Genomic DNA, 24,640 nt, shown 5'->3' on the forward strand with positions numbered 1-24,640 from the left:
CAACTTACGCATAAACCCGTTTGTGAGCTGGCAGATTGCGTACTCTACGCATCAGGGGTCCGATAAAAATGCCGGAATTCCACCCCAAGAAACCGTCGATGAGCTGCAGCATGTACGTTTACCAATCCATTGCCCAATCCCTCTCCGACCATGGCTACGACACAATGTTCGGGCTGATGGGCGACGCTAATCTCTTCATGGTGGATCATTTCGTGCGAGAAAGCAGCGCAACCTTTGTACCCGTGGCCTTCGAAGGCAGCGCGGTCCTGATGGCAATGGCGTACGGTCGCGTTTCCGGCAAGGTCGGCATCGCCACCGTGACCCATGGTCCGGCTCTTACCAACTGTGTCACCGCCCTGACCGAGGGCGCACGTGGCAACGTGCCGATGGTGCTGTTGGCAGGCGATACCGCCGTCTCGAACCCTCATAACCTGCAAAACATCGATCAGCGCGAAACGGTCAAGATCACGGGCGCCGGTTTCGAACAGATGCGATCGCCAGAGACTGCCTCTTACGATGTCGCGCACGCCATCTACCGGGCACAGGTGGAAAACAGGCCCATCGTGCTGAACATGCCCGCCGATTTCATGTGGCAGGAGGTGGAGCACAGGCGTCACGTCTTCCCCACCTTCAACGCGCCTTCATACGTACCCGCGGGCGATGACCTCGACGAAGCCGTGGGCATGATCGCAAGCGCAAAACGTCCAATCATCCTGGCCGGGATCGGCGCTAAGGACTCGGTCGAGCAGATCAAGAAACTGGCCGACCGTCTGGAGGCACCGCTCGCCACTACACTTAAGGCCAAGGGAATGTTCAACGACCATCCCTATAACATCGACATATTCGGCACGCTGTCGACGCCCGCGGCTTATGACGCGATTGCCAAAGCCGATTGCGTGGTCGCGTTTGGAACGTCGCTGCACCATTTCACCACCGACAAGGGCGCGCTAATGAAGGGCAAGCGCGTGGTGCAGATCAACGATACAGTTACCGAGGTCGCCAAGAACTACCACCCGGACGCGGCGCTTGTAGCAGATGCGGGTTTGACGGCGGACAATATCGTTTGGTGGCTGGATGAGGCTGAGATTCCCGGTAGCGGTTTTACCGCTGAACTGGACATGGAAGAGCTAACTGCCCATCCCAAAGGCAATCCTGACAAGGCCAAACCCGGATTCGTGAATTTCGAGTATGTGCTGGACCGGCTGGAAGAGACACTGCCGAAGGACCGTTTCCTTACCACCGATGGGGGACGGTTCATGACTGAGGTCTGGTGCCGTGTCTCCTGCCCCAATGCCGAAAGCTTCATCGCCACGACCAATTTTGGTTCCATCGGCTTGGGGCTGCAGGTCGCCATCGGTGCGGGCTATGCCGTGCCGAACCGACCCGTGCTGCTTTTCACTGGCGATGGCGGCTTTATGATGGGCGGCATCAACGAGTTCAACACCGCTGTCCGTATGAACCAGGATCTGATCGTCATCGTGGCAAATGACTCCGCCTATGGCGCCGAGCATATCCAGTTCCTCGACCGCAAAATGGACCCGGGTCTTTCGATGTTCGACTGGCCTTCCTTCGCGCAGATCGCGGTCGCATTGGGCGGTCATGGCGTTTTGGTGGACTCTTCTGAGGGTCTTGAAACCGCGATCAAGGCCATTGAGACGCGTGATAAACCTCTGCTGATCGAGCTGCGCCTGGACCCGAATGACGTACCGCGCATGCGGATCTAATCCTCTCAGAATACAAGTTCCAGATGGTGCTGTCAGATGAATTCGGACTCGTCTTTACAAATACAGTAAAGCTGGGGTGACCCCTTTCTCGCATTCAAAGGCAACTGCAGTGTGGCGCAAAACAGCACCGATGGAGCGGGAGCCATCCACCCCATCTACAAAGCGGTCACGGGTCGAATCCACCCGCGCCATCCCTTGCCCGAAAAGCACCTCAACTTGCCGCGGCTTCGTGGCAATCTTACCGTGCTCGTGCTCGTGCTGTTTCAACGCCAGCACATTTTTTGAGCGAACCGTTGCCGCACAATAATGGCGCGTTCTCCAGAAGTGTGTCCATAGTGCCAAAAACGAAAAGGCCTTGGGGGCTCGTAACGCTGTCAATGCTACCAATGACGGCCCTTTTGTGCGGTTCGAGGTTTCCGACGGCACGCGCGACCCGATCCTGGCCGGGTGAACTACCCGGAGACGCTCGTCTGCGCGGTCCAGCTTCTGCTGGGTCACAGCAGGGTCGACACCGCAGTCCGATACCTCGGAGGTAAGCTTGAAGACGCGCTCAGCATTGCTGAGAAAATCGATATCTGAACGGAGGTGGCGAACGGTCCATGCTGCTCATCGTCCAAATTCGGACCTACTCGAACCAACGTGCCAGCGGCTTGATAATGCCCAAATCGACCCAAGAAGCAGCATTAATATCTGATTATTCATATATCTTATACAAAGGCCACTTACCCGGAACCCCTTTTAACTGCTGTTCTACGAGCGCCTCAAACTGCAATCGGGACCCAACGACGAGGCTTTTTACGACACCGGACACCCAAGCCTCACCACCTGGCACCAGCTCAAGAATTCGCGCAGCGATTGTAACTGCCAAACCAGAGACATCCTTACCCCGCCGCAAACACTCACCTGTATGGATGCCCGCGCGTATGGTCAGACCAATGTCAGACGCTTGGGACTTTATATCCTTCGCGCATGCGATAGCACGGCTAGGACCGGCGAAGGTAGCGAGTACTCCGTCGCCCATTGTCTTGATCAATGTTCCTTCATGATAGGCGATTGCACGCGCGGCTAGAGCGTCATGTTTTTCGATGGTACGTTTCCATTCCTCGTCTCCAACGCGGGTCGCGATTGCGGTCGACCCTTCAATATCGGTCATGAGGATCGTAGAAAGCACCCGGGTTTCTTCCTTCTGCGGTGCTTCGCTGCAAACGAAATCAGTTATCTGCTTTACAATAGCGCGCGTATCGCCAATCCAAGGCAAATGATCTGAGTTCTTTACAAACTCAAAACGGGCATTGCGAATGTTCTCCGCAAGGTACCGCCCGTCTTCTACCGAAACGGAAATATCTTTCTCGGGATGCAAAATCAGAGCCGGAGCTTCGATTGCTGGCAGAATTGACCTGTAGTCGGTTTCATAATTCAGGCGCGTGATGGCAATTGCCGAACGGGGGCTGGCAGACAAAGTAAGCAGTTTGTTAAAGAATGCCTGTTCGTCCGGATCATCCTTAACGGAAGGGGCCGCCCACTCCAACTCGCAACCAAGATCTCCCCAGTTGGCTTCGAGGCGTTTGAGCCCCTCCTCGAATTCTGCACGACGCCTGCCTCTCGGCCAGTCTGGTTTCCATGCGTCGCAGGGGCGGCTACCAATCATTACGATGGATTTGACTTTTTCCGGATAGCAAGCTGCAAACACTGCTGTCATCGCGCCCCCTTCGCTGATCCCGAAAATTGCTGCCTTTTCACTGCCGACGGCAGCCATAACCGCATGAATATCTTCCGCGCGTTCTTCCAGAGTAGGTGCTCCGACATCACGATCCGACATCCCTGTTCCGCGTTTGTCGAACATGATCACCCGGCACTTTTCTGCCAGTCCACGAAGGAAGTCCCGGTATCCCGGATGCTCCCAGACGACATCAATGTTGTGGAGCCAGCCAGAGATATAAATTAGATCGACGGGCCCCTCGCCGACGACTTGATACGCGATTGCAACATCGCCCGCGCGTGTGAATTGAGTGGGGGGTTTTGTAAATACGGCCATAGCGCGTCCCGACGACATTTCTCTGCCGAATATGACTCACACACGGCAAAAGCCAAAACCATTCGTTCAAGTGGATTTTTTTGCGGCTAAGTTCAGTGGCGGCCAAGCCCGCGGTCGGAACTTTGAAAATTACGCTGTGAACGTCGGCAAAGCGCATCTTTTTAGTCACCTGAAAAAAACGTTTAGACGACCGCGTTGAGCCCGAAGCAGCTATCGCAAGAATGAAGTAGGCAATTTGGCTCAAACTTTTGCGCGATTTACAACTCCTCTAAGGTTCCAGAGTTAGTCTTTCGACATATGATCCGCGAACTCCTTTTCGAAATCTGGATGCCAGCGGCTGAGCGCGGGGCGATTGTTGATAATGTCCCCAGCCGCCCAGGAAATACGTTTTTCGTCAATATCCCGCGACACGTCGTTGTCCGGACAAATCACATAGAAGTCACCGCGGTTCACACTGTCGATAAAGAAATCTGCGGTTTGTTCAGCGGTCCAGGCGGAAGGAGGCTTGTCTTTGGCACCGATCATGCTCGTGTGGACGAACCCCGGCACCAGCAGATGGGCCGTGAGATTTGCGCCCGCAGTGTTGCGAAGTTCATGTGAAAGAGCCTCGGTAAAGGCTTTCAGCGCTGCTTTTGACACGTTGTAACCCGGATTGCCGGGAGGAGTGGTAATACCCTGTTTTGAACCTGTATTTATGACGGCGCCGGGACGTTCTCGTGAAATCATTCCCGGCAAGAATGCTTGGCAACCGTTAATTGCGCCCCAAAGGTTTACATTCAGCATTTTTTCCCACGCATCTCGTGGCCCCAAGCAGGACGAGCGAATACCAACGCCGGCATTGTTCATAAGAATGTCAGTACCTCCGAAACGGGTCGCGACTTCTGCTTCTAACGCTAGAACTTGTTCAAGTTCAGACACGTCGGTAACAGAAGTCATAATTTCAGGTGATCCGACTTCACGCAGCGCACCTGCAGCTTCTTCCAGCTTACCTTCGTCCAAATCAACAATGACAACGCGCATGCCCATTTGAGCGAACTTGGCGGCAGATGCGTACCCAATTCCGGATGCACCACCGGTTACGACTGCAACAGAGTCAGATTTCAGTGCTGGATGAGCCATGTTGGGTCCTCTTGATCAAGTAGTTTAACGCTTTTCGTTGCCCGGATGGTACGTCGGGAAAATGGTTTTAGACGTATCCATAAAGAGTAGTTTTAGAGTTACAAAAGACGCTTTTCTGTTTGCCGATTAATCCAGTGTAAACAGCTCTTGCCGTTCAGCAACACCCCGCAGCCTGTATTGCCCAAGTGAAACCAGACACGGCACCTCTTCGACCAGTTCACCGGCAACTTTACTGGAAAGCAGGATGTTTTGATCAAGTGCGCTGCACATACCCAGAATACGAGACGTTGTGTTAACTGCCGGCCCGACAACTGTGAAGTCGAGGCGTGATCTGCCGCCAATATTGCCGTAGAGAACGTCTCCTGCATGCAGTGACAGTGTAAAACCGGTAGTTGGTAAACCTTCTGCAACTCTGCGTTGGTTCTGATCCAAAAATGCGGCACGAATTTCAATGGCTGCCTCAATTGCGACGCGATGCGCGTCAGGGATCTGGTTAATGTCAAAAATGGCGAGCATGCCATCGCCCATAAACTTCAGAACGTTGCCGCCATGGCGCTCAACAATTTCAACGACCTCCGCAAAGTAGGCGTTCAGCAATTCGATAATTGAATGACCAGGCAGCGCTTCAGACAGCTTGGTGAAATTTTGCAGGTCAAAATACCAAATGACGGCTGAAATGGTTTCAGACGAACCGCGGGTGATGTCTCCGGACAGAACACGCTTGCTGGCGTCTCGGCCTAGATATGCGGCAGTGATATCCTCTGCCATCAACCTGTTTGCCCCGCATTTGAGCGTCAGGCAAAGAGGCGGTATCAACTGCCTCAGACCGTTCAATTGTTGGTCCGTAAAGCCGCCATCTGCGTCAGTCGCCAAAGAGATGATAGCCCCTTCTTCGGCATGCATGGGGTCAACCGGCGCTGCGTGATTTTGGCGAAGGAAGAACCGTTTTACCGCGAAGTAGTCTGTGGCGCCGCGCTCGCGAAGTTCATCAAAAATCGGAAAGTTGAGTTCTGGATCGTCCACAGTCAGGTTTTGCCTGATCTCTTCAACATTGTTTGCTAAGAGATAGTAAATCGGGCTCAGAATGTACTCTTCGGGGGCGCTTGTTCGCCGGACGAAGTCTTGGCGCTCGTTTCCGCCTCCTCGGTGCCATCGAAACGCAACTGTCCCGATCTCAGGGTGATGAGCGCGCAGAGTAATGTTCGCTCTTTGAATGGGAATGCCTGCGGTGAGAAGTCGATTGCAGAATTCTTCAAGCCAGATTTCAACCGGGGCATTCTCCAAGCCCTGCTGAACCAGCCAATCGGCCAAGTCCTTCAAAGCTGCGGTCATCTCAAAGTTCTGGATCGAAGGAGCTGCCATCGTGTCCTCGCTCAAGCTCATTTAATGAAGTCGGCGAAACTCTTCTGCCGGTGCACTCGTCGAAAAAAGTCGCGGTTCCGTTGGTTCATGCCACAGCGGGTGGATTGCGAATGTAGCTTTTAGAAAATCGCAGTCAAACCCGCGCTTATGTGCCACTATCGAGGGATACTATACGACATGTCACGGATTTTTTGAGGAATACGCAATGAATGATCAGACCCCTTCACGTCGTCTGACAGCGGCAGACTTCGATCAAGAACTTTTGGATCTTTATGACTATTATGCGCACGGAAGGATTTCTAAGCGTGAGTTCCTGGAACGTGCCGGCAAATGGGCGGTAGGCGGATTAACCGCAGCGGCAATCCTCAACTCACTCGCCCCTAATTACGCTCTCGCACAGCAAGTCGCTGCAAATGATCCGGGAATTCAAGCTGAAGAAATCACCTATAGCAGTCCAAATGGAACCGGAGATATTTCGTCGTACCTCGTCCGGCCGACAGAAATTGATCCAGATCGTCCGCCAGCAGCCATTTTGGTGATCCATGAGAATCGTGGACTCAATCCATACATCCGCGACGTCGTACGACGTCTTGCTAAAGCCGGGTTCATTGCCATGGGGCCAGACGGGTTGTCTTCGTTGGGCGGATATCCAGGAAAGGATGATGAAGGTCGCGAGATGCAGAGAAGCCTGGACCGCGACCTCCTCTTAAATGACTTTTTTGCTGGGTTTGAATATCTTCAGGCGCTTGAGGGTACGAACGGCAAGGTCGGAGCGACAGGTTTTTGCTATGGCGGTGGAGTCGTGAACAAGCTGGCAGTCGCCTATCCCGAAATGGCGGCAGGAGTTCCATTCTATGGAGCTGCGCCCGACAATTCTAAAGTAAGTCTGATTCAGGCACCATTGATGATACAGCTTGCGGCTCTGGACCAGAGGATAAATGCCATGTGGCCAGAGTTCGAAAAGGCACTGGTTGAAAGCGACAAACGGTATCAAGCCTACATTTATCCGGACGTGAACCATGGCTTTCACAACGATACGACACCGCGCTATGACGAGGCTGCAGCAATGCTTGCAGAAGAGCGGATGATTGCTTGGTTTCGTACCTACCTTGCTGCTTGAAAACACTTGCCGCTAGATGTGCTGAGTCCGGTTTGTCTGTGAAAATTAGGGCTTTACTACAAAACAGTGTATAAGCCAAAAGACGGCTTCACCAGCATGCGAAATATCGAACGCCGGGGCAGCGAGTGGCCAGCATTGATCTTAGGCTGTTTGACGGCTTTGAGCGTCTGGTTTGGGGAATTTGTTCTGCAACGCAGTGGGTTATTCGGGGACAAGATCGGGCAAACCGGGCGAATTTCGCTGCGTCAGCTTCGGCGGGTTTGTCCGCGAAGTAGTCTTAGGCGCGTTTGAGACCAAGTCCCGGTTCTACGGTAAGCCATCACAGAGGCTCCAAAGCTGACGTTGCCGCGATCTAGGCTTTCCCTGATTGGCCGCTGAGCGCCTTTAAACTGTCATCTGACCGAAAGCCTCAGATTAATGCCAGAAGCCCCGATCGGCACTTGATCAAACTTCAGCGCTTTGCAAATGCGGCACCTCGCGAACCCGCGCGTACCGAACATTGTGCGATTGTTAAGAGCAAGGGCAGCGAACTGCCCTTGCTTCGTCAGCTTTTCAGAATGGCACCCGATGGTGCGAAGGCGGCGGGCGCTCAATCTGTGGCGGCAGGCCGACGTCTTCCCTCAGGTAATCGGGCAGTTCAGCTAATTTACGCGAAACAAGCCGTTCTCTGCTGGTTTGCCGGGTAAATACAGCATGCAGCCGCAACAAGAGGCCGCGCGACCGTTTGAGGGGAATGTATAGTGATAAGGTTGGCATTGTACTCTCCATGAATGATGGAAAGCCGCCACGTGAAAAAACACAAAAAAGGCCGCTCACGAGGCGGCCTTCAGATCGGAAACCTGTCAGACCGCTTTAACGGGCTACTGCGCCTGCCGCGCAAAGCATTGAAGTCTGACGATTCAGCATATCTGATCTCTCCTTGGTCAGGGTTTCCGGACCCACGACTTACCAGACGGGTAACTTCGGTTCAATAACCTTTAAATGTATTGGTCGAATTTCGCCAGAATTCGGACTAACGCTTACTTGCGTTGACGAAGCGCCGTATCCGGGTTGCCTCCATTTGCACCTTCCAATGCGGCTCTTTCGCCTACTACGCTATTGAAAGTCCGATCAGAACCCAAATGTGACCGGTGCTGCACTCTTTATGAACGTCAGCTTTGGGTCGGGCTATGATCTTGTTGCATTGAGGCTTCTTCGAGACGCGCTTTGAGACGGTCAACAACACTTTGCGCTGTCGCGATATCATCTTGCGACAGGCCTTTCGAGAGTTCGTTCACCCATGGGGATTGCCTCGCAATCGCAGCTTCGCATAACTCCTGCCCCTTTCGGGTCATGACGACCAAGTGTGCCCGCTTGTGGTGTGGGTTCGGCTGAAACTCAACTATGCCTTCGTGGTTTCTAGCGGGTAAAGCCGCTGCGGGCGAATTTGACAGCACATTTTACACAATTCAGGTGATTGAATTGATAGCCGGGGCCGCAAACCTAACCATGACGGGCTGAATATTCGTAATGGTTTACGAATGACAGGGAAGGTTTAGCGAGCGCGCTGAAAGCTCGGTACTAATCCAAGCGTTGGCGAAACAAACGGGATTCGAGCAAAAGCGCCATTTCCGCTGTTTCTGCCCGCAGCCTTTTATGACCGGCGGATCAACATCGTGACAGGGCTGACCTCGCCTGCGCAACATGCTAGGTGGTGCCATGACGTAATCATTTTCCTAGTTTGCGCGCTCGACATGGAAGCCTCCGGGACTGTCCGAGTGCGCGCATGAAAGGAAAATGCATGAAACCATCAGATTTGCCTCCGATCCAAGGTAAGCGCTTCGATATCGAAACACTTCATCTCAATGCGATCAGTTTAGCGACCCAAGCGGACAAAGGGCCGACCTCCGTTCGGCACCATGGGCGGATCGCCTATGTTGCGATGTCAGAGGAACATTTCGATCAACTTTGGCCCACCCCAGGGCGGGTTTTCAGCGTCGATGAGATACCTCTGCGCGAGAAACACCTCCTGCTGGACACTCTGAATTCCAAGACGGGCAAAAGAGGCTCAGATCAGCCCGATCAAAACTCAATTGGGGTCCGCACGTCGTGCAAAGATGAGGAACGCCCGGGCCCATAGGCAAATGAAATGCTCACTGCCGGTATGAAAAATATTGACGCAATCAGCGTGCTCAGACCGGCGGCATTTTCGGCGTCAAAGCCGAGCACGGCCCAATTCCGACAAACCAACCAATGGAGGGTGCCATGTAGTCCTGAAACTGCATGAAAGGCCAAAGACATGGCCCATTACAAACGCAAACGTCCCCGCACCACGCTTGGGAACGGGTACTGACGCCTGGGTCTGAGCCGTCGTCTCGGAAAAGACCTAGTTGAAGTTCGGTGGCTCAGCAATTGGCTGCGCTGTTACGCTCCTAGTCAGATTTCAGGGTTCCCTACCCACTCTTCAGGACTTCCAACCCAGTCGAGATGGCAGCACGCTCTTGTTCGAAGTCCAAATCCGAACGTCTCACGCCGCGATCCATAGCGATTGTCGTGCCCAATGTCGGAGCCGCCTGATAAGGATATGTCAGGTCCAGTGAGTCCAACCAGTCATCAGCAACCCCAAGCTTAATGCGGCGGCTCAGGTAAGTTTAAAACGAAGATCGCCCGAGCGATGTTGCATCCTGAGTGGCCTCCCAGATCAGATCTTTGTGACACGCCTGCAGTTCAACCGCGTTGTAGTGAGATTTGCATGCATCGCGTTGGAATGCTGAAGCAACGCGTCTGACGTCAGCTCCGATGGGACAGTTTAGTGATTTGATGATAAAGGGTTTCTTGCTCATTGGAACCAAGCAGAACCACGATGAGCAGGTCGTAAAGGATATGCGCCGTGTGACCCGCAAGCAGTATTCAGCAGAAGAGAAGATTAAAGTCGTGCTGGACGGCCTTAAAGGCGAGGACAGCATTGCAGATTTGTTTAGCCGTTAGGGTATTGCCGGTATCGGTTTGCGGTGAACCATGTGGACCAACCCTATCCGGAATCACCGGCCCGCGACTCCACCCTGGTTCGCCAATGCCCCGAGGAAGAACCTGATACCTGAGGCATGAATTTTTTTCACATTTCCGTGCCAGCCCTGTGCAGACAGGTGTCCAGCCGTCAGAATTGCGCATCCACGACCGGAGGTTCCGATGCGCCGTCTTGTCCTGCTCGCCTTTCTCTTCGTCGCCGGTACAGCGCTTGCCAGCCCCGACCGCTGGGAACTTGAGTGGCCGCAGACCAATTTCAGCCTCAGTGCGATCACGGATTGGTCCGAGATTCAGTCCGGGGGTCCGCCCAAGGACGGAATCCCTGCGATCAGCGATCCAAGTTTCTTGCGCGCCTCTGACGAAACGAGGCTGGGCAAACGCGAGCCGGTGATAACCCTTGAGATGGACGGAGTCGCGCCTCGAACCTATCCAATACGCTATCTGATATGGCACGAGATTGTGAACGACTGGGTCGGTGGAATCCCGGTGGCAGTCACCTATTGCCCATTGTGCAATTCCGGCATGAGCTTCGATCGGCGCACCGCTGCGGGCACGCTCACCTTCGGCGTTTCAGGAAAGCTGCGCTATTCTGACATGGTGATGTATGACCGCGAAACTGAAAGCTGGTGGCAGCAGGCCATCGGCCGCGCCATCGTCGGCGATCTGACAGGCACGGAACTGAAGACCCTGCCCACTTGGATGGAAAGCTGGGAGGAGTTCCGCAGCCGAAACCCGGATGGGCTGGTGATGAACGAACCAAACTATAATCGCGACTATGGGCGCAACCCTTATCGCGGCTATGATACCCTGTCGCGGCCCTTTCTCTATTCCGGTGAAAACCCGCCCCATGGCATCAGCCCGCTGGCGCGCTTAGTTCGCGTCGGCGACAAAGCGTGGCCTCTGGAGAGGCTGAGCGCAGAAGGCGAGATCTCTGAGGCCGGGATAACGCTCTCATGGCGCGCGGGGCAGGCCTCGGCCCTCGACACCGGGCGCATCGCCAAGGGGCGCGATGTAGGCTCAGTCCGGGTGCGCAATGCATCGGGTCACGATATCGCCCATGATGTCATGTTCGCCTTTGCATTCCACGCCTTCTGGCCGGAGGGTAAATGGATGTTGGCCGAAGGGAGATGAACGTAGCGGGCCCTCATCGCCAGAGACTTCCTGGACATTCTTTACTGGGAACTTGTTTGATAATTCGATCTGATACCAATTGGGAGGGAGTTTCAGAACCATATGTAGCAATCAGTCGAAGATGAAGACTCAAATCGGTTCTATTTATGTGGGTTTCGCCGCTGCAAGAGTAGAAAATCCGATACGTTCCACACTTTGCGCAGCTAAACGGCCGGGTGATGTCTTTGAGACTTGTGTAGCCGTTGGATCTGGCAAAATAGGTCCATTACGTCCGAGTATATCGTGCCGATCCATCAGCATAATTGGCATTGCAGCGAACGGCAGGAACGCGGGCGGCAACCGCAGAAACCGTGTGAAGTCAGTAACGGAAGTAAAGGGCCATCACTATCGGTCCAGAACCTCAACGCCCAGAATTGTTGGCAAATGCCGGGAAATCTCGCGCCAAGATTCACCTTCGTCGTGGCTGGCAAAAACCGAACCACTATTTGTGCCAAAGTAGATCCCAGTCGGATCATTCGCATCGCCGGCCATCGCCTGACGGAGGACGGTAAAGAAGCAACCCGTCTGGGGAAGCCCTTTTCGCAGTGCCTCCCACGTTTCGCCGCCATCCCGGGACCGCCAGACAGCCGCAGCTGCGTCCGGTGGATACCGGCCCACCGAGTCTCCGTTCAGGGGCAGCGTCCAGATTGTTTTGGGGTCGCGCGGATGAACGCGTATCGGAAAGCCGAACGTCGACGGCAGACCTTCCGTAATGTTGTCCCAACTGCGGCCACCATCCGATGATCGCCAGACACCATGGTGGTTTTGTTGATAAAGCAAATCCTCTGCACCGTTTGCGCGCATCATGTTGTGTACACAGTGACCGGTTTCACCGTTGCGCGGGGCTGCAGGATGATCATGGTGGCCGCAATCCTGTATGTTGGACAACCTGTTGCGCCGTTCCCAGGTTTGGCCACCGTCTTCGGATGCAAAGACACCAGCAGCCGATATACCCACCCAAAGTTTTTGTGGGTTCTTGGGGTCCGAAATGATTGTGTGCAACGTCAGTCCAGCTGCGCCTGGATTCCAGCTATCGACCGATTCATGCTCGCTGAGGCCGCGTAAGTTTCTCCATGTCTTTCCTCCATCTTCGCTTTTCAGAAGGTGCGCAGGCTTGGTTCCGGCATAGAGGGCCCCGTCTGTATAGTGCAGAGACCAGATTTGGGAAAACTCATCTTCAAACGGAAGCGCTTCCTTCGTCCAACCGATCATTTCTGCAAAATCTGGATCATTGGCGGCCCAATTGTCCATCTCGCCCTTGCTGAGCCGCGTGATATCCCACGTTTTGCCGCCATCGGCTGAGCGCCAGATGCCTGCGCCATTCCAATCGCTGCCGCCGCCAGCCCAGATCGTACCTGTTTCCGGATCACTCGCAAAATGATTGATGGGACAGCCATCGCAGTAGGGGCCGTCGGTTGTCCATCGACCATCCGTAAGATCACGCCAGATCAGAAAGGCGCCTTTTGTCGTGCCGACTAGAAGTGTTGTTTCAGAACGCGACACTGTCTTCCCTCCATGTTGTTCGATTGGGACGGTCGCGCCCTAGACCTCGACCAATGACTGGAAGCTCGCAAATATCATGCGTTTACCATCAAACGGCATTGGGTTGTTTTCCATTGAGCCCTGCATGTCGGACATGACTTTTTCCATGTTTGCATCATGCGTTTCCTTGTCCGGCCAAATGACATGCGAGTAGGCGACAGTTTCATCCGGTGCGCATTGTACTGCCATCGGGAACGAGGTGATCTGGCCATCTGGAACGTCGTCGCCCCAGGCGTCCACCGCGGTAAGGGCGCCATGCTTTTTGAACAAAGGCGTCACTACTTTTGAATGTGCGATGAAGGCATCTTTGTTCGCTGTGGGGACGGCATAGGCGGCAACCGTAATATAGGTCATATGAATCTCCTTGAGTTACGACTTTGCAAATGCGGCGCGTGTCACCTGCCACAAAAAGTCTGGGTGTTGCGCGGACCAGGCGGATTGCGGCGAGGAGGTTTCGATATCTACTTTTAATGTCGCCAGCACGCGATCCGTATCCGTACAGACCAGTTTGACTGCCTACATCCGGATATCAACCCCGAGATACATGCAAACCCTTTGCCTGCAGATTAACATGGAACTTGTCTGGCTATTGATTTTTTTGCGCGCGCAAAGAATATGTAAAAGTAAGATAAGATCAAAGCGGCTATGATCCGCAGGCAGACTGGCATGACCAAAATCAAGAATATGGAGGAGTTCGCGACGCTCAGTGGAATCTCGCGGCCCACGGTGTCCAAATACTTCCACGATCCCGATAGCGTTCGCCCAACGACAAGGGCGCGTATCGAAGAGGCGCTGGAGCGGTTTGACTATCGCCCGAACATCTATGCGGTGAATCAAAACCGCAAACTGACAAAGAATATCGGCATTGTTGTGCCCTATCTGGCCGATCCGTTCTTTGCTGAAATCGCTCGGTATCTAGAACAAAGTTGTATCACAGCCGGGTATCGTCCGTTTCTTTTCAGCTCTCACGGCGAGCAAAAATTGGAAAACGAAATCCTGGACGGCTTGCAATCCTTGAAACCCGCGGGCGTGTTGTTGGCGCCATTGGGGCGCATCTCTGATAAATCGGCGATCGAGAAATTCTGCGCCAGCGTGCCGACGGTTCTGTTCGACAGCAATCTCGATGGTTTGGGCGCGGCGTTCATCGGGTCAGACAATTTCAGCTTTGTATCTCAGACCGTGGAGTACATGACCCGCACCGGCGAGCCGCCCTCGTTCTTCGAAATGCGGACACCTGCGAACCCCAATGCCAACAAGCGGCGCAAGGCCTATGTAGACGTCATGGAACGTCTGGGTTTTGAGCCGCATGTGATCAAAATCGAAGGCACAGGGTGGGCCTTTGAAGAGATTGGCCGACAGGGTGCGCTCAAGGTGTTGGGTGACCGCAAGTTGCACACGGATTCGGTTTTGTGCAGCAATGACCGATTGGCGATCGGCTTTCTGGCAGCCTGTTACGAACAGGGGATTCGGGTTGGTCGTAAGAACGATTGCACCTTGCGTGTGGCCTCGAACGACGATCATCCCTTTGCAAAATTCACATGCCCGTCGCTGACAACTGCGGCGCATGACTATGACAATGTAGCGGCCCGAAGTGTCGAAACGCTTTTTGAACTTATTGAAAACGGAGGAAAATTCGAGAAGCGGACAGAAACTCTTTTCCCGGCGAGACTGGTTCTCAGGGAATCCGCGTAGCACTTAAAATTAACGCGCGTAAAGTTTTTATTGACGGCGCGATAAATCCTGAACTAGGCTCTCTGCACAGCATCCAAGCTCAGGGAGGACAGGGATGTACTTGAAACACGCACTTCGTGCGGCGACTGCACTGACGTTCGTCGCAACGGCCGCGGCCCATGCGCAATCCATCACGATCGCCACCGTAAACAACGGCGACATGATCCGAATGCAGGGCTACACCGACAAATTCACCGAAGCGACCGGCATCGACGTCGAGTGGGTAACGCTGGAAGAAAACGTACTGCGCCAGCGCGTGACGACTGACATCACCACCAAAGGTGGCCAATTCGACATCATGACCATTGGTATGTACGAGACTCCGATTTGGGGCGCAAATGGTTGGCTGGTGCCGCTGGACGGGATGTCAGCCGAATATGATGTTGACGATCTTCTGCCTGCGATGGCTGGCGGTCTGAGCCACGAAGGCACGCTTTATGCTGCGCCATTCTATGGCGAAAGCTCGATGATCATGTACCGCACCGACCTGATGGAACAGGCTGGTCTGGAAATGCCCGAAGCCCCCACATGGCAGTTCATTCGCGAAGCGGCAGCGGCGATGACAGACCGGGACAATGACATCAACGGTATCTGCCTGCGCGGCAAGGCTGGTTGGGGTGAAGGCGGCGCCTTTATCACTGTGACCGGAAACTCCTTCGGGGCGCGCTGGTTTGATGAAAACTGGAAGCCCCAGTTCGATCAGCCCGAGTGGAAAGAGGCGCTGACCTTCTTTGTGGACATGATGAATGAATCCGGCCCTGCAGGCTATGCGACCAACGGGTTCAATGAGAACCTGTCTCTGTTCCAGCAAGGCAAATGCGGCATGTGGATCGACGCCACCGTTGCGGCATCTTTCGTGACCAACCCGGATGACTCGACCGTGGCCGACAAGGTCGGCTTTGCTCTGGCTCCGAATTCGGAAGGCGTGGACAAGCGCGCAAACTGGCTTTGGGCTTGGGCGCTGGCGATTCCTGCGGGTACACAACAAGAGGATGCAGCCAAGCAATTCGTCGAATGGGCCACTTCGAAAGACTACATAGAACTGGTGGCTGAGAACGAAGGCTGGGCCAATGTTCCGCCGGGCGCGCGAACCTCGCTCTACGAGAACGACAACTACAAGGATATTCCATTCGCGAAGATGACGCTGGAATCCATCCTTCTGGCCGATCCGCAGAACTGCTGCGCACAACCGACGCCCTATACCGGTATCCAGTTTGTCGCGATCCCCGAATTTGCTGGCATTGCCACTCAGGTGAGCCAGGAATTCTCGGCAGTCTATGCCGGACAACAAACGGTGGATGAGGCGCTGGCCAAAGCACAAGCCTTCACCACTGAGGAAATGGAAGCCGCAGGCTACTAAGGCATCCTCCCACGCGGGCGGGCAGAAAACTGCCCCCCGCTCACCTCTTCCACAACCCACATTTTTCTCGCAGGCTAGGCTACGCCTGAACAGAGAGGGTTTGCGTCATGGCTACTCAACATTCCCGATCCGTCGCGCGCCTGATGATGGCACCCGCAGTGGTCCTGCTGCTTGGCTGGATGCTCGTGCCACTGACGATGACGCTGTATTTTTCCTTCAAGAAATATCTGCCTCTGCGTGGCGGTGATCTGGGCTGGGTTGGGTTCGACAACTACGTTCGGTTCGTGTCGTCCAGCTCTTTCTGGCCCGCGGTTCAAGCAACACTTGTGATCGTCGGAGGGGTTCTGGTCATCACCGTCATCCTGGGCATACTCCTGGCGATGCTGTTGGACCAGCCGATGTGGGGGCAAGGGGTTGTCCGTATCCTCGTGATCGCTCCGTTCTTCGTCATGCCCACCGTGTCTGCTCTGGTTTGGAAGAACATGTTCATGGACCCGGTCAACGGCCTGCTGGCCCATCTGTGGCGCTTCTTCGGGGCTGAGCCGATCTCATGGCTGTCCGAGGCCTCGATGACCTCGATCATCATGATCGTATCTTGGCAGTGGCTGCCATTCGCAACGTTAATACTGCTGACCGCGATCCAATCGCTGGACAGTGAGCAATTGGAAGCGGCTGAGATGGATGGCGCACCGGTCCTGAAGCGCTTTTACCACATCATTCTGCCGCACCTGAGCCGCGCGATTACCATCGTGATCCTGATCCAGACGATCTTTCTGTTGTCGATCTTCGCCGAGATTTTCGTGACCACCGGCGGCGCATTCGGCACCCGCACCCTCACCTACCTGATCTTCCAGCGTGTACTGGAAAGCCAAAATGTTGGCCTTGGATCAGCCGGAGGTGTCTACGCAATCATCTTAGCCAACATCGTTGCGATCTTCCTGATGCGCATCGTCGGCAAGAACCTGGACGCGTGAGGAGGTAAGACCATGGCCCGCGCTGTCACAACCCGCCGCAAATCGCTGAATACCGCCCTCGCCTGGGCCGTTGGTTTGCTGATCTTTTTCCCGATCCTCTGGACCATCCTGACCAGTTTCAAGACCGAGGCACAGGCGATCGCCAGCCCACCGCTGTTCCTTAACTTCAACTGGACGCTTGAGAATTATGCCATCGTGCAGGAACGCTCGGACTACATGCGGTTCCTTTGGAACTCGGTCATCATCGCGGGTGGTTCAACCATTCTGGGTGTGATCATCGCCGTTCCCGCCGCATGGGCCATGGCTTTCGTGCCGTCCAAGCGCACCAAGGACATCCTGCTGTGGATGCTGTCGACCAAGATGCTGCCTGCGGTTGGAGTGCTGTATCCGATCTACCTGCTGTTCATCCGTCTGGGCCTACTGGATACACGCGGAGGGCTTGTCGTCGTCCTGATGCTGATCAACCTGCCGATCATCGTCTGGATGCTCTACACCTATTTCCGCGAAATTCCCGGTGAGATTCTGGAAGCCGCGCGAATGGACGGGGCGACGTTGAAAGACGAAATCCTCTACGTCCTGACCCCCATGGCCATCCCTGGCATCGCCTCGACCGTACTGCTGAACTTCATCCTCGCGTGGAACGAGGCGTTCTGGACCCTCAACCTCACCGCTGTCGACGCGGCCCCTCTGACCGCCTTTATCGCCAGTTATTCCAGCCCGGAAGGCCTGTTCTTTGCCAAGCTCAGCGCGGCCTCGACCATGGCGATTGCACCGATCCTGATCCTTGGCTGGTTCAGCCAGAAACAACTAGTCCGCGGCCTGACCTTCGGCGCTGTGAAATAAGGAAGACTTCGCATGGGACGTATTCAACTCAAGTCCGTGACCAAGAGCTTCGGCGATGTCGAGGTTATTCCCCCGCTAGATCTTACTATCGAAGATGGCGAGTTTACCGTTTTCGTCGGCCCCTCTGGCTGCGGTAAGTCCACCTTGCTGCGTCTGATCGCGGGGTTGGAGGACATCACCTCGGGCTCCATCGACATTGACGGCGCGGACGCCACCGATGTCCCGCCCGCGAAACGAGGGCTGGCGATGGTGTTCCAGTCCTATGCGCTCTACCCGCACATGACGGTACGCAAGAACATCGCCTTTCCCCTGCGTATGGCGAAGTTGGATCAGGCAGAGATCGACAAGCGCGTCGAAGGTGCCGCCAGCGTCCTGAACCTTACCGACTATCTGGACCGCCGCCCAGGCCAGCTGTCTGGCGGCCAACGCCAGCGGGTCGCCATCGGGCGCGCTATCGTGCGCGAACCAGCGGCGTTTCTGTTCGACGAACCTCTGTCGAACCTCGACGCAGCACTGCGCGTTGGCATGCGATTAGAGATCAGCGAATTGCACGAACGCCTCGCCACCACGATGATCTACGTGACCCACGATCAGGTCGAAGCTATGACGATGGCCGACAAGATCGTCGTCCTTCAGGCGGGAGTGATCGAACAAGTCGGCAGCCCGCTGGAGCTGTATCGAACACCGCGCAACCTGTTCGTCGCCGGCTTCATCGGTTCCCCCAAGATGAACTTCATTGAGGGCGAAGAGGCCGCAAAGCATGGCGCTCAGACTATTGGCATCCGCCCGGAACACATTGCTGTTTCCGACACCGAAGGCGAATGGTCCGGCGTCGTAAGCGTTTCGGAGCACTTGGGATCCGACACCTTCTTCCACGTCCACGACACCGGACTGGCCGATACGATCACAGTCCGCGCCGACGGCGAGGTTGGTTTCCGCCACGGGGATCGTATTCACCTGACGCCACGGGCAGACGTCATCCACTGCTTCGACGAAAGAGGACTGCGGATCGAATGACTCGTCTAAATGGCAAAATTGCTCTGATCACCGGAGCCGCGCGCGGCATCGGGCTGGCCTTCGCCAAATCTTATGTCGCGGAAGGCGCACGTGTTGCCATCGCGGATATCGACATCGAACGCGCCCAACAGGCCGCAGCCGAGATCGGCGCGTCCGCGATGGCCGTCGAAATGGACGTGACAAACCAGCAGAGTATCGACGAGGCTGTCGCAACAACCGCCTCCCATTTTGGCCCGATCGACATATTGATCAACAACGCCGCGATCTTCACCGCCGCCCCGATTGTCGAGATTGAGCGCTCCGACTACCATCGCGTCTTTGACATCAACGTTGCCGGTGCCCTGTTCACCATGCAGGCAGTCGCACGCCATATGATCTCGCATGGAACCAAAGGCCGGATCATCAACATGGCGTCGCAAGCTGGGCGGCGTGGTGAGCCTCTGGTCGCCGTGTATTGCGCCAGCAAGGCTGCGATCATTTCCTTGACCCAGTCTGCGGGCCTGAACCTGATCTCGCACGGGATAAATGTGAACGCGATAGCGCCGGGTGTGGTGGATGGGGAACACTGGGATGGCGTCGATGCGTTCTTTGCAAAACACGAAGGCAAACCCCTCGGGCAGAAGAAACGGGAAGTGGCCGCTGCCGTTCCATATGGCCGAATGGGGCGCGCTGAAGACCTGACCGGGATGGCGGTGTTTCTTGCCTCGGATGAGGCCGAGTACATCGTTGCACAAACCTACAATGTCGATGGCGGAAATTGGATGAGCTGATGAACCCTGTGGCACATGCAACCCCTCCGATCCAGCTGCGGCGAGACAAGCTAGCAGACCTGCCATCGACTGTCAGCACACCTTCCTATCAGCGCTCAGAGCTGACGCCGGGTATTGTTCACATCGGCCTTGGAAATTTCCACCGCGCCCATCAGGCTTGGTATATTCATCAGCTTTTGCAGCAGGGCCAAGCCCACGATTGGGCCATCATCGGAGCCGGAGTGCGCAGCTATGACGCCGAGATGCGCCAGAGGCTGCTGGCGCAGGATTGCCTGACCACTCTGATTGAGCTGGATCCAAAAGGAGTATCCGCAGAGGTCATCGGCCCTATGATCGACTATCTGCCGATTGAGGCAGGTAACGCATCACTCATCCGCCGGATGGCTGATCCGTCTATCCGAATCGTGTCCCTGACTGTAACCGAGGGTGGTTATTTTCTGGATGCTAATACAGGCGCATTCGACACGGATCACGAGGATATTCGCCACGATGCGGCAAACCCAAAACACCCACGCACGGCTTTTGGCGCAATTGTTGCAGCGCTCGGGATACGCCGTGCAAACGGCTTGAAACCCTTCGCCGCGCTGAGCTGTGATAACCTTCAGGGCAACGGCACTATCCTGAAAAACTGTATCGTTGGGTTGGCACGCCTGTCGGACCCTGATCTAGCCGAATGGATCGAGCGGAACGGCGCATTTCCCAATTCGATGGTGGATTGCATCGTTCCAGCGACGTCTGATCAGGTGATTTCGCAATGCCATGCGCTTGGTATTGATGACCGCGCTCCGGTCTCACACGAGAATTTTCGCCAATGGGTCATCGAGGATAACTTCTGCGCCGGGCGACCGCCTCTTGAACAGGTTGGGGTCACATTGACCCGCGATGTTCACCGATATGAGGCGATGAAACTGCGCATATTGAACGGAGGCCACCAGTTGCTTGCGAATGTCGGGGAGATTCTGAATGTCCCGACGATTTCTGCCTGCATGCAAGACCCCGACATACTGACGTTTTTTAAAAAGGTACAAAGCGAAGAAATTCTGCCTCATGTCAAAGCTGTTCCGGGAACGACCCCACAAGAGTACCTCGGGCTGGTTGAACGGCGATTTGCAAATACTGCAATTCATGACACAACGCGCCGGGTCGCGTTCGACGGGTCGGCGCGACACCCTGGGTTCGTGCTGCCCTCGGTGCGCGACGCAATAGCTTCAGGCTCGCCAATAGACGGACTAGCTTTAGCGGAAGCTCTGTGGTGCAGAATGTGTGCTGGGATTCGCGAGGACGGCTCAGAAATAACCCCCAATGATCCTGCTTGGGAGGATCTAAGAAAAACGGCGCTGGCAGCCAAAACTGATCCAGGACTTTGGCTTGAGCAGAACTTATATTGTGGCGAATTTGGCCATGGCACACAGTTTGTCGAAGCCTTTGCCCGTTGGTTAATCGAGATTTGGAAATCTGGCAGCAGAGCAGTTCTAGCCGAATATGCCGCTAACAGGTCTTCTTCGCACTAGATTCCCGCAGCTCCAATCCATCGGCCGCGCGTATACATTGATTTCCCGGTCCCATGGAAAGAACCCATTCACGGTTTTTGATGATCTCGCCCTGAATGACGGCTTTGCGTTTCTAAACAACCATCTGAAGAAAGTCTCATATGACCGTGTTCAGTCCAACGCCAACGAAAGCCTTGCTCCACATCAACGACCTCGATGGATGGTAATTCAGATTTTGCCGCTAGAACAAATCAGAAGACCTCGCTTTCAGGAACCGGTGTTCCAGGCCAATGCAAACACTTGGTTCGCTATTATCCCAACCTTTTTTTGAACCTCAAAGTGGCAGCAACCAACCCAAAGACCGCGAATCCTAGCATCCAAAGGAGTCCCCATCGCAATTCATACAGCGACGCGTCGCGTAAGACGACCCCGCGGATCATGTCCATAAAGTGAGTTGCCGGCAGGACTTGGGCGATGACCTGAACCGGCTTTGGCATTCCGTCAAAGGGAAACATAAAACCCGACAACAGGATTGACGGCAAAAGAACAAAGATAGTCATCTGCATCGACTGAAGTTGGTTTTGAGCGAGTGTGGAAATGACCAACCCCAGAGAAAGGCTGGCAATAATGAACAATAACGTCACCACAAGCAGAACGCCCAAACCACCATTTATCGGAACATCAAACAAGATGTGCCCGAGACCAAGGATAATAGTGACCTGTATCAAACCTAAAAAGATGTAAGGGATGATCTTGCCAACCATCAGTTCAATTGACTTGATCGGAGTGTTAATCAGCATCTCCATATTGCCTCGCTCTCGCTCACGCACGATGGCGGCCGAGGTAAACAGGATCATAGTCATGGTAAGGATGACACCGACAAGACCCGGCACAATGTTCACTGCAGATCGCTGTTCCGGGTTGAAATAGAGGGTGACTTCAAACGTCGGCACCTGCCGGTTGGGTGGCTGTTTCAGTAACTCTGTCAGCGGCATCATCCGAAGGGATTTGATTGCACTTGCAACCATCGTGTCAGAACCGTCAACGATCCAATGTGCAACAGGTCGGCTGCTTGTTTGATCGGTTGCATTAGGCAGTCCCAGCCCAACGGCAGGGCTGCGAGCAAGCCGCTGGCTTACATCGGTCGGGATAATCAACGCGGCACGCACTCGGGACTCGGTAATCGCGCGCTCGGCCTGCTGCGGCGTAGTCAGTTCTTCAGTGATTGTTACAACCTGCGTGGCCTGAACAATCTGAGCTAACGTGCGGGAAAGCTCACTTCTGGACTGATCCACCAATGCAACAGGCACGTTACGCAGATTGGTGTTGATCGCATAGCCAAAAAGCAAAAGCTGAATGAGCGGGATCATAATGACCATTGCAAAAGTCATTCTGTCCCGCCGCAACTGTAGCAGTTCTTTCTTCAACACGGCAGCGACGCGGCGCAGAGAGATCATTGTTCCGGGCCTCGCGTTGCACTGACAAAAACGTCCTCCAAATTCGGGCGTTGCGGCGTTAGCGACAGGCCAGCAAACGCGTCAAGCCGGGTTCGCAACATGTCCACAGGCTGAGGCTCGGACTTGTCTACGAGCACGCGCAGCCTAGAGCCGACCTGCGCGGTCGAAAGCACCTTGAGTTGGTTATCCAGCTCATGTTTGACTTTTCGCAGTTCTGGCCCTTCCACCTCCACCACATTGGCTTGTAAGTCTTCCATCAATTGACGCGGCGAGCCGTCCGCCTTTTTTACACCATGCTGCAAAATTGCCAGCCGGTGGCAGCGTTCGGCCTCATCCATGAAATGAGTGGATACGATCATGGTCGCACCTTGGTCGACAAGATCAAACAATTGTTCCCAGAACGTGCGGCGGGTCTCTGGGTCAACGGCAGATGTCGGTTCGTCCAGAAACAGCAGTTTCGGTTTGTGCATGACAGTTGCCGCAAGGGCCAGCTTTTGCCGCTGGCCGCCACTCATACTACCGCTGAGCTGGTTGACGTTGGTGATCAGATCGTATGTGTGCAACAGCTCGTCGATCCGAGTCATGGCTGTTTTTGTGGGAATTCCGTAGATTTCTGCAGCAAACCTTAGATTTTCCAGTACCGTCAGGTCTCGGTAATACGAGAATATCTGGGTCATATACCCGATCTCGTTTTTCAGCGGTTCAGCCGCCTCGGGCATAGACCGCCCCAGAACCGAAATCTTTCCGCTGCTTGGTGTCAGCAAGCCGGTCAGCATACGCATGGTGGTCGTCTTGCCGCAACCGTTGGGACCTAGAAACCCGTATATCTGGCCCTTTCGGATTTCGAGGTCCAGAACATTTACAGCCGTGTTTTCTCCGAACCGCCGGGTCAGCCCGTGCGTCGAGACAACAACATCACTCATGGAATAGGGACTTGCACTGGAACGCCGGCAGGCAAGTCAGGTGACGCGGCAGGCAGGTCAATTTCGGCCAGATAGACAAGCCGGGTTCTGTCGTCCTTGTTCAAACCATAATATGGAGTGAAAGACGCGTCGTCGCTGATCCACCTGACGATGCCATCCAGTGGCGTATCGAGGCCATCCACATGTACTTCTAGCGTGTCACCCGGTTTTAGGTTCACACGATGGGGCTCGGGCAAATAGACGCGCGCGTAAGGGGTCTCGCCCGTAACCATCACAGCAACCGGGCTGCCAGACACGACCCGCTCGCCAAGGTTCCAGGGTAAGGAATCAAGAACGCCGTCGCGGGTTGCTACAACCGTCAGGTTATCCAGAACGGTCTGCTCGGCTTCAACCAGTGCTTCAGCTGCTCGCACATTGGCTTCTGCGACCGCCAAGTCTTCGGGACGGGTTCCATTTTGAAGTTCCTTCAAGGATTCCCGAGCGCTCGCTACTTCGGCCCTTGCCGAATCTCTCAGAGCCAAATCATTTGCCACCTGCGCCTCAGTCACGACCGAGTTTTCTACCAATCTGACGTTCCGGATGTAAGTGGCCTCAGCATCGGCTAGACGTGCGACAGCGCCTGAAACCTTGGCCTCGGCGATCGCAATCTCTTCCTTACGTGGTCCAACTTGCAACTTCAAAAGCGTGGCCTGCGCTTTTTCAAGCTCGGCCTGTGCCAGACTAAGTTTTGCGCTCTGCAAGGTGGGATCGAGTTGAACCAGCGTATCGCCCGCTTTGACAACAGTCCCTTCAGCAACAGGTAAATTCACAACTATTTCGCTGGCAGTTGCGGTCAATGCTACTCGATCTCGTGCCAGAACGCCCAAGGCCACGCTGGTATCGGACCCAGAGCATCGATCCAAAAAGGCGGGAATAACTGCCGCCAGTATCAAAGGAAGCGTGATCGTCATACTCGACAAGGTTTCTCTCCGATTGCTGACCGTATGTCGCGTCTGTC

General features: G+C 54.8%; 20 protein-coding genes and 1 pseudogene. 13 read left to right on the forward strand and 8 right to left on the reverse strand.

Translation table 11 applies throughout. From position 1 onward, the window contains the following. The first annotated feature begins 98 nt into the window (after positions 1 to 98). The gene (locus tag ACXAET_RS20220; protein ID WP_475189658.1) at positions 99 to 1,724 is read left to right on the forward strand and encodes a thiamine pyrophosphate-binding protein; all 1,626 of its coding nucleotides are present in this window, start codon (positions 99 to 101) and stop codon (positions 1,722 to 1,724) included. A 474-nt stretch (positions 1,725 to 2,198) separates the two neighbouring features. Beyond that, positions 2,199 to 2,303 (forward strand): annotated as a pseudogene (locus tag ACXAET_RS20225) (integrase); the annotation flags it as partial. Positions 2,304 to 2,418: 115 nt separating this feature from the next. Here the strand turns inward: ACXAET_RS20225 and ACXAET_RS20230 are convergent. From ACXAET_RS20230 to ACXAET_RS20240, 3 genes are all read right to left on the reverse strand, one after another. Next, complete coding sequence (locus tag ACXAET_RS20230; RefSeq protein WP_475189661.1) at positions 2,419 to 3,759, reverse strand: adenylate/guanylate cyclase domain-containing protein; 1,341 nt, start codon at positions 3,757 to 3,759, stop codon at positions 2,419 to 2,421. A gap of 282 nt (positions 3,760 to 4,041) precedes the next feature. Continuing rightward, complete coding sequence (locus tag ACXAET_RS20235; RefSeq protein ID WP_475189665.1) at positions 4,042 to 4,878, reverse strand: SDR family NAD(P)-dependent oxidoreductase; 837 nt, start codon at positions 4,876 to 4,878, stop codon at positions 4,042 to 4,044. Between the two features lie 126 nt (positions 4,879 to 5,004). Further along, a complete protein-coding gene (locus tag ACXAET_RS20240) occupies positions 5,005 to 6,261 on the reverse strand; it encodes an adenylate/guanylate cyclase domain-containing protein (protein ID WP_475189672.1) in 1,257 nt (418 codons plus the stop codon). A 184-nt stretch (positions 6,262 to 6,445) separates the two neighbouring features. Here ACXAET_RS20240 and yghX point away from each other — a divergent pair, with 184 nt between their 5' ends. From yghX to ACXAET_RS20260, 4 genes are all read left to right on the forward strand, one after another. Next, the gene (gene yghX / locus ACXAET_RS20245) at positions 6,446 to 7,360 is read left to right on the forward strand and encodes a YghX family hydrolase (RefSeq protein ID WP_475189677.1); all 915 of its coding nucleotides are present in this window, start codon (positions 6,446 to 6,448) and stop codon (positions 7,358 to 7,360) included. Positions 7,361 to 9,140: 1,780 nt separating this feature from the next. After that, positions 9,141 to 9,479, forward strand: coding sequence for a hypothetical protein (locus ACXAET_RS20250; RefSeq protein WP_475189681.1), 339 nt, complete (start codon positions 9,141 to 9,143; stop codon positions 9,477 to 9,479). A gap of 659 nt (positions 9,480 to 10,138) precedes the next feature. Further along, a complete protein-coding gene (locus ACXAET_RS20255) occupies positions 10,139 to 10,327 on the forward strand; it encodes a hypothetical protein (protein WP_475190215.1) in 189 nt (62 codons plus the stop codon). Positions 10,328 to 10,528: 201 nt separating this feature from the next. After that, positions 10,529 to 11,497 carry a DUF3179 domain-containing protein gene (locus ACXAET_RS20260; protein ID WP_475189685.1) on the forward strand — a complete coding sequence of 323 codons (969 nt, stop codon included), beginning with the start codon at positions 10,529 to 10,531 and terminating at the stop codon, positions 11,495 to 11,497. A 384-nt stretch (positions 11,498 to 11,881) separates the two neighbouring features. On the opposite strand, the gene ACXAET_RS20265 is transcribed toward ACXAET_RS20260, so the two are convergent. Then, entirely contained in the window at positions 11,882 to 13,039 is a 1,158-nt protein-coding gene (locus ACXAET_RS20265; protein WP_475189691.1) for a WD40/YVTN/BNR-like repeat-containing protein, read from the reverse strand. 39 nt (positions 13,040 to 13,078) lie between these two features. Beyond that, the gene (locus ACXAET_RS20270) at positions 13,079 to 13,432 is read right to left on the reverse strand and encodes a DUF1428 domain-containing protein (protein ID WP_475189695.1); all 354 of its coding nucleotides are present in this window, start codon (positions 13,430 to 13,432) and stop codon (positions 13,079 to 13,081) included. 312 nt (positions 13,433 to 13,744) lie between these two features. Between ACXAET_RS20270 and ACXAET_RS20275 the strand changes: the two genes are divergently transcribed. From ACXAET_RS20275 to ACXAET_RS20305, 7 genes are all read left to right on the forward strand, one after another. Further along, positions 13,745 to 14,770: a LacI family DNA-binding transcriptional regulator gene (locus ACXAET_RS20275; protein WP_475189699.1), complete on the forward strand. Its 1,026-nt coding sequence runs from the start codon at positions 13,745 to 13,747 to the stop codon at positions 14,768 to 14,770. A gap of 94 nt (positions 14,771 to 14,864) precedes the next feature. Beyond that, positions 14,865 to 16,169 carry an ABC transporter substrate-binding protein gene (locus ACXAET_RS20280; RefSeq protein WP_475189703.1) on the forward strand — a complete coding sequence of 435 codons (1,305 nt, stop codon included), beginning with the start codon at positions 14,865 to 14,867 and terminating at the stop codon, positions 16,167 to 16,169. 107 nt (positions 16,170 to 16,276) lie between these two features. Continuing rightward, positions 16,277 to 17,143 (forward strand): carbohydrate ABC transporter permease, encoded by an 867-nt coding sequence (locus ACXAET_RS20285; RefSeq protein WP_170375757.1) that lies wholly within the window; start codon positions 16,277 to 16,279, stop codon positions 17,141 to 17,143. 12 nt (positions 17,144 to 17,155) lie between these two features. Continuing rightward, positions 17,156 to 17,986: a carbohydrate ABC transporter permease gene (locus ACXAET_RS20290; protein WP_475189709.1), complete on the forward strand. Its 831-nt coding sequence runs from the start codon at positions 17,156 to 17,158 to the stop codon at positions 17,984 to 17,986. 12 nt (positions 17,987 to 17,998) lie between these two features. Beyond that, positions 17,999 to 19,003: an ABC transporter ATP-binding protein gene (locus ACXAET_RS20295; protein WP_475189714.1), complete on the forward strand. Its 1,005-nt coding sequence runs from the start codon at positions 17,999 to 18,001 to the stop codon at positions 19,001 to 19,003. Beyond that, the gene (locus ACXAET_RS20300) at positions 19,000 to 19,773 is read left to right on the forward strand and encodes an L-iditol 2-dehydrogenase (protein WP_475189717.1); all 774 of its coding nucleotides are present in this window, start codon (positions 19,000 to 19,002) and stop codon (positions 19,771 to 19,773) included. The genes ACXAET_RS20295 and ACXAET_RS20300 overlap by 4 nt, the downstream gene beginning before the upstream one ends. Next, positions 19,773 to 21,284, forward strand: a complete 1,512-nt coding sequence (locus ACXAET_RS20305; protein WP_475189719.1) for a mannitol dehydrogenase family protein — start codon at positions 19,773 to 19,775, stop codon at positions 21,282 to 21,284. Before ACXAET_RS20300 ends, ACXAET_RS20305 begins: the two co-directional genes overlap by 1 nt. 290 nt (positions 21,285 to 21,574) lie before the next feature. Here ACXAET_RS20305 and ACXAET_RS20310 read toward each other — a convergent pair whose 3' ends face one another. Genes ACXAET_RS20310 through ACXAET_RS20320 form a run of 3 tightly spaced genes read right to left on the reverse strand, consistent with a single transcriptional unit; the run spans position 21,575 to position 24,593 of the window. Further along, positions 21,575 to 22,720 (reverse strand): ABC transporter permease, encoded by a 1,146-nt coding sequence (locus tag ACXAET_RS20310; protein WP_475189722.1) that lies wholly within the window; start codon positions 22,718 to 22,720, stop codon positions 21,575 to 21,577. After that, positions 22,717 to 23,643: an ABC transporter ATP-binding protein gene (locus ACXAET_RS20315; protein WP_475189727.1), complete on the reverse strand. Its 927-nt coding sequence runs from the start codon at positions 23,641 to 23,643 to the stop codon at positions 22,717 to 22,719. The genes ACXAET_RS20310 and ACXAET_RS20315 overlap by 4 nt, the downstream gene beginning before the upstream one ends. Next, positions 23,640 to 24,593 carry an HlyD family secretion protein gene (locus ACXAET_RS20320; protein ID WP_475190182.1) on the reverse strand — a complete coding sequence of 318 codons (954 nt, stop codon included), beginning with the start codon at positions 24,591 to 24,593 and terminating at the stop codon, positions 23,640 to 23,642. The genes ACXAET_RS20315 and ACXAET_RS20320 overlap by 4 nt, the downstream gene beginning before the upstream one ends. Positions 24,594 to 24,640 lie beyond the last annotated feature (47 nt).

The organism is Ruegeria sp. AWH4_226 (assembly GCF_056159225.1).

Excerpts from the sequence above, each read along its gene's own strand:
- ACXAET_RS20220 (WP_475189658.1), top strand. The coding sequence starts at position 99 with ATGAGCTGCAGCATGTACGTTTACCAATCCATTGCCCAATCCCTCTCC.
- ACXAET_RS20230 (WP_475189661.1), bottom strand. The coding sequence starts at position 3,759 with ATGGCCGTATTTACAAAACCCCCCACTCAATTCACACGCGCGGGCGAT.
- ACXAET_RS20235 (WP_475189665.1), bottom strand. The coding sequence starts at position 4,878 with ATGGCTCATCCAGCACTGAAATCTGACTCTGTTGCAGTCGTAACCGGT.
- ACXAET_RS20240 (WP_475189672.1), bottom strand. The coding sequence starts at position 6,261 with ATGAGCTTGAGCGAGGACACGATGGCAGCTCCTTCGATCCAGAACTTT.
- yghX (WP_475189677.1), top strand. The coding sequence starts at position 6,446 with ATGAATGATCAGACCCCTTCACGTCGTCTGACAGCGGCAGACTTCGAT.
- ACXAET_RS20250 (WP_475189681.1), top strand. The coding sequence starts at position 9,141 with ATGAAACCATCAGATTTGCCTCCGATCCAAGGTAAGCGCTTCGATATC.
- ACXAET_RS20255 (WP_475190215.1), top strand. The coding sequence starts at position 10,139 with ATGGGACAGTTTAGTGATTTGATGATAAAGGGTTTCTTGCTCATTGGA.
- ACXAET_RS20260 (WP_475189685.1), top strand. The coding sequence starts at position 10,529 with ATGCGCCGTCTTGTCCTGCTCGCCTTTCTCTTCGTCGCCGGTACAGCG.
- ACXAET_RS20270 (WP_475189695.1), bottom strand. The coding sequence starts at position 13,432 with ATGACCTATATTACGGTTGCCGCCTATGCCGTCCCCACAGCGAACAAA.
- ACXAET_RS20275 (WP_475189699.1), top strand. The coding sequence starts at position 13,745 with ATGACCAAAATCAAGAATATGGAGGAGTTCGCGACGCTCAGTGGAATC.
- ACXAET_RS20280 (WP_475189703.1), top strand. The coding sequence starts at position 14,865 with ATGTACTTGAAACACGCACTTCGTGCGGCGACTGCACTGACGTTCGTC.
- ACXAET_RS20285 (WP_170375757.1), top strand. The coding sequence starts at position 16,277 with ATGGCTACTCAACATTCCCGATCCGTCGCGCGCCTGATGATGGCACCC.
- ACXAET_RS20290 (WP_475189709.1), top strand. The coding sequence starts at position 17,156 with ATGGCCCGCGCTGTCACAACCCGCCGCAAATCGCTGAATACCGCCCTC.
- ACXAET_RS20295 (WP_475189714.1), top strand. The coding sequence starts at position 17,999 with ATGGGACGTATTCAACTCAAGTCCGTGACCAAGAGCTTCGGCGATGTC.
- ACXAET_RS20300 (WP_475189717.1), top strand. The coding sequence starts at position 19,000 with ATGACTCGTCTAAATGGCAAAATTGCTCTGATCACCGGAGCCGCGCGC.
- ACXAET_RS20305 (WP_475189719.1), top strand. The coding sequence starts at position 19,773 with ATGAACCCTGTGGCACATGCAACCCCTCCGATCCAGCTGCGGCGAGAC.
- ACXAET_RS20310 (WP_475189722.1), bottom strand. The coding sequence starts at position 22,720 with ATGATCTCTCTGCGCCGCGTCGCTGCCGTGTTGAAGAAAGAACTGCTA.
- ACXAET_RS20315 (WP_475189727.1), bottom strand. The coding sequence starts at position 23,643 with ATGAGTGATGTTGTTGTCTCGACGCACGGGCTGACCCGGCGGTTCGGA.
- ACXAET_RS20320 (WP_475190182.1), bottom strand. The coding sequence starts at position 24,593 with ATGACGATCACGCTTCCTTTGATACTGGCGGCAGTTATTCCCGCCTTT.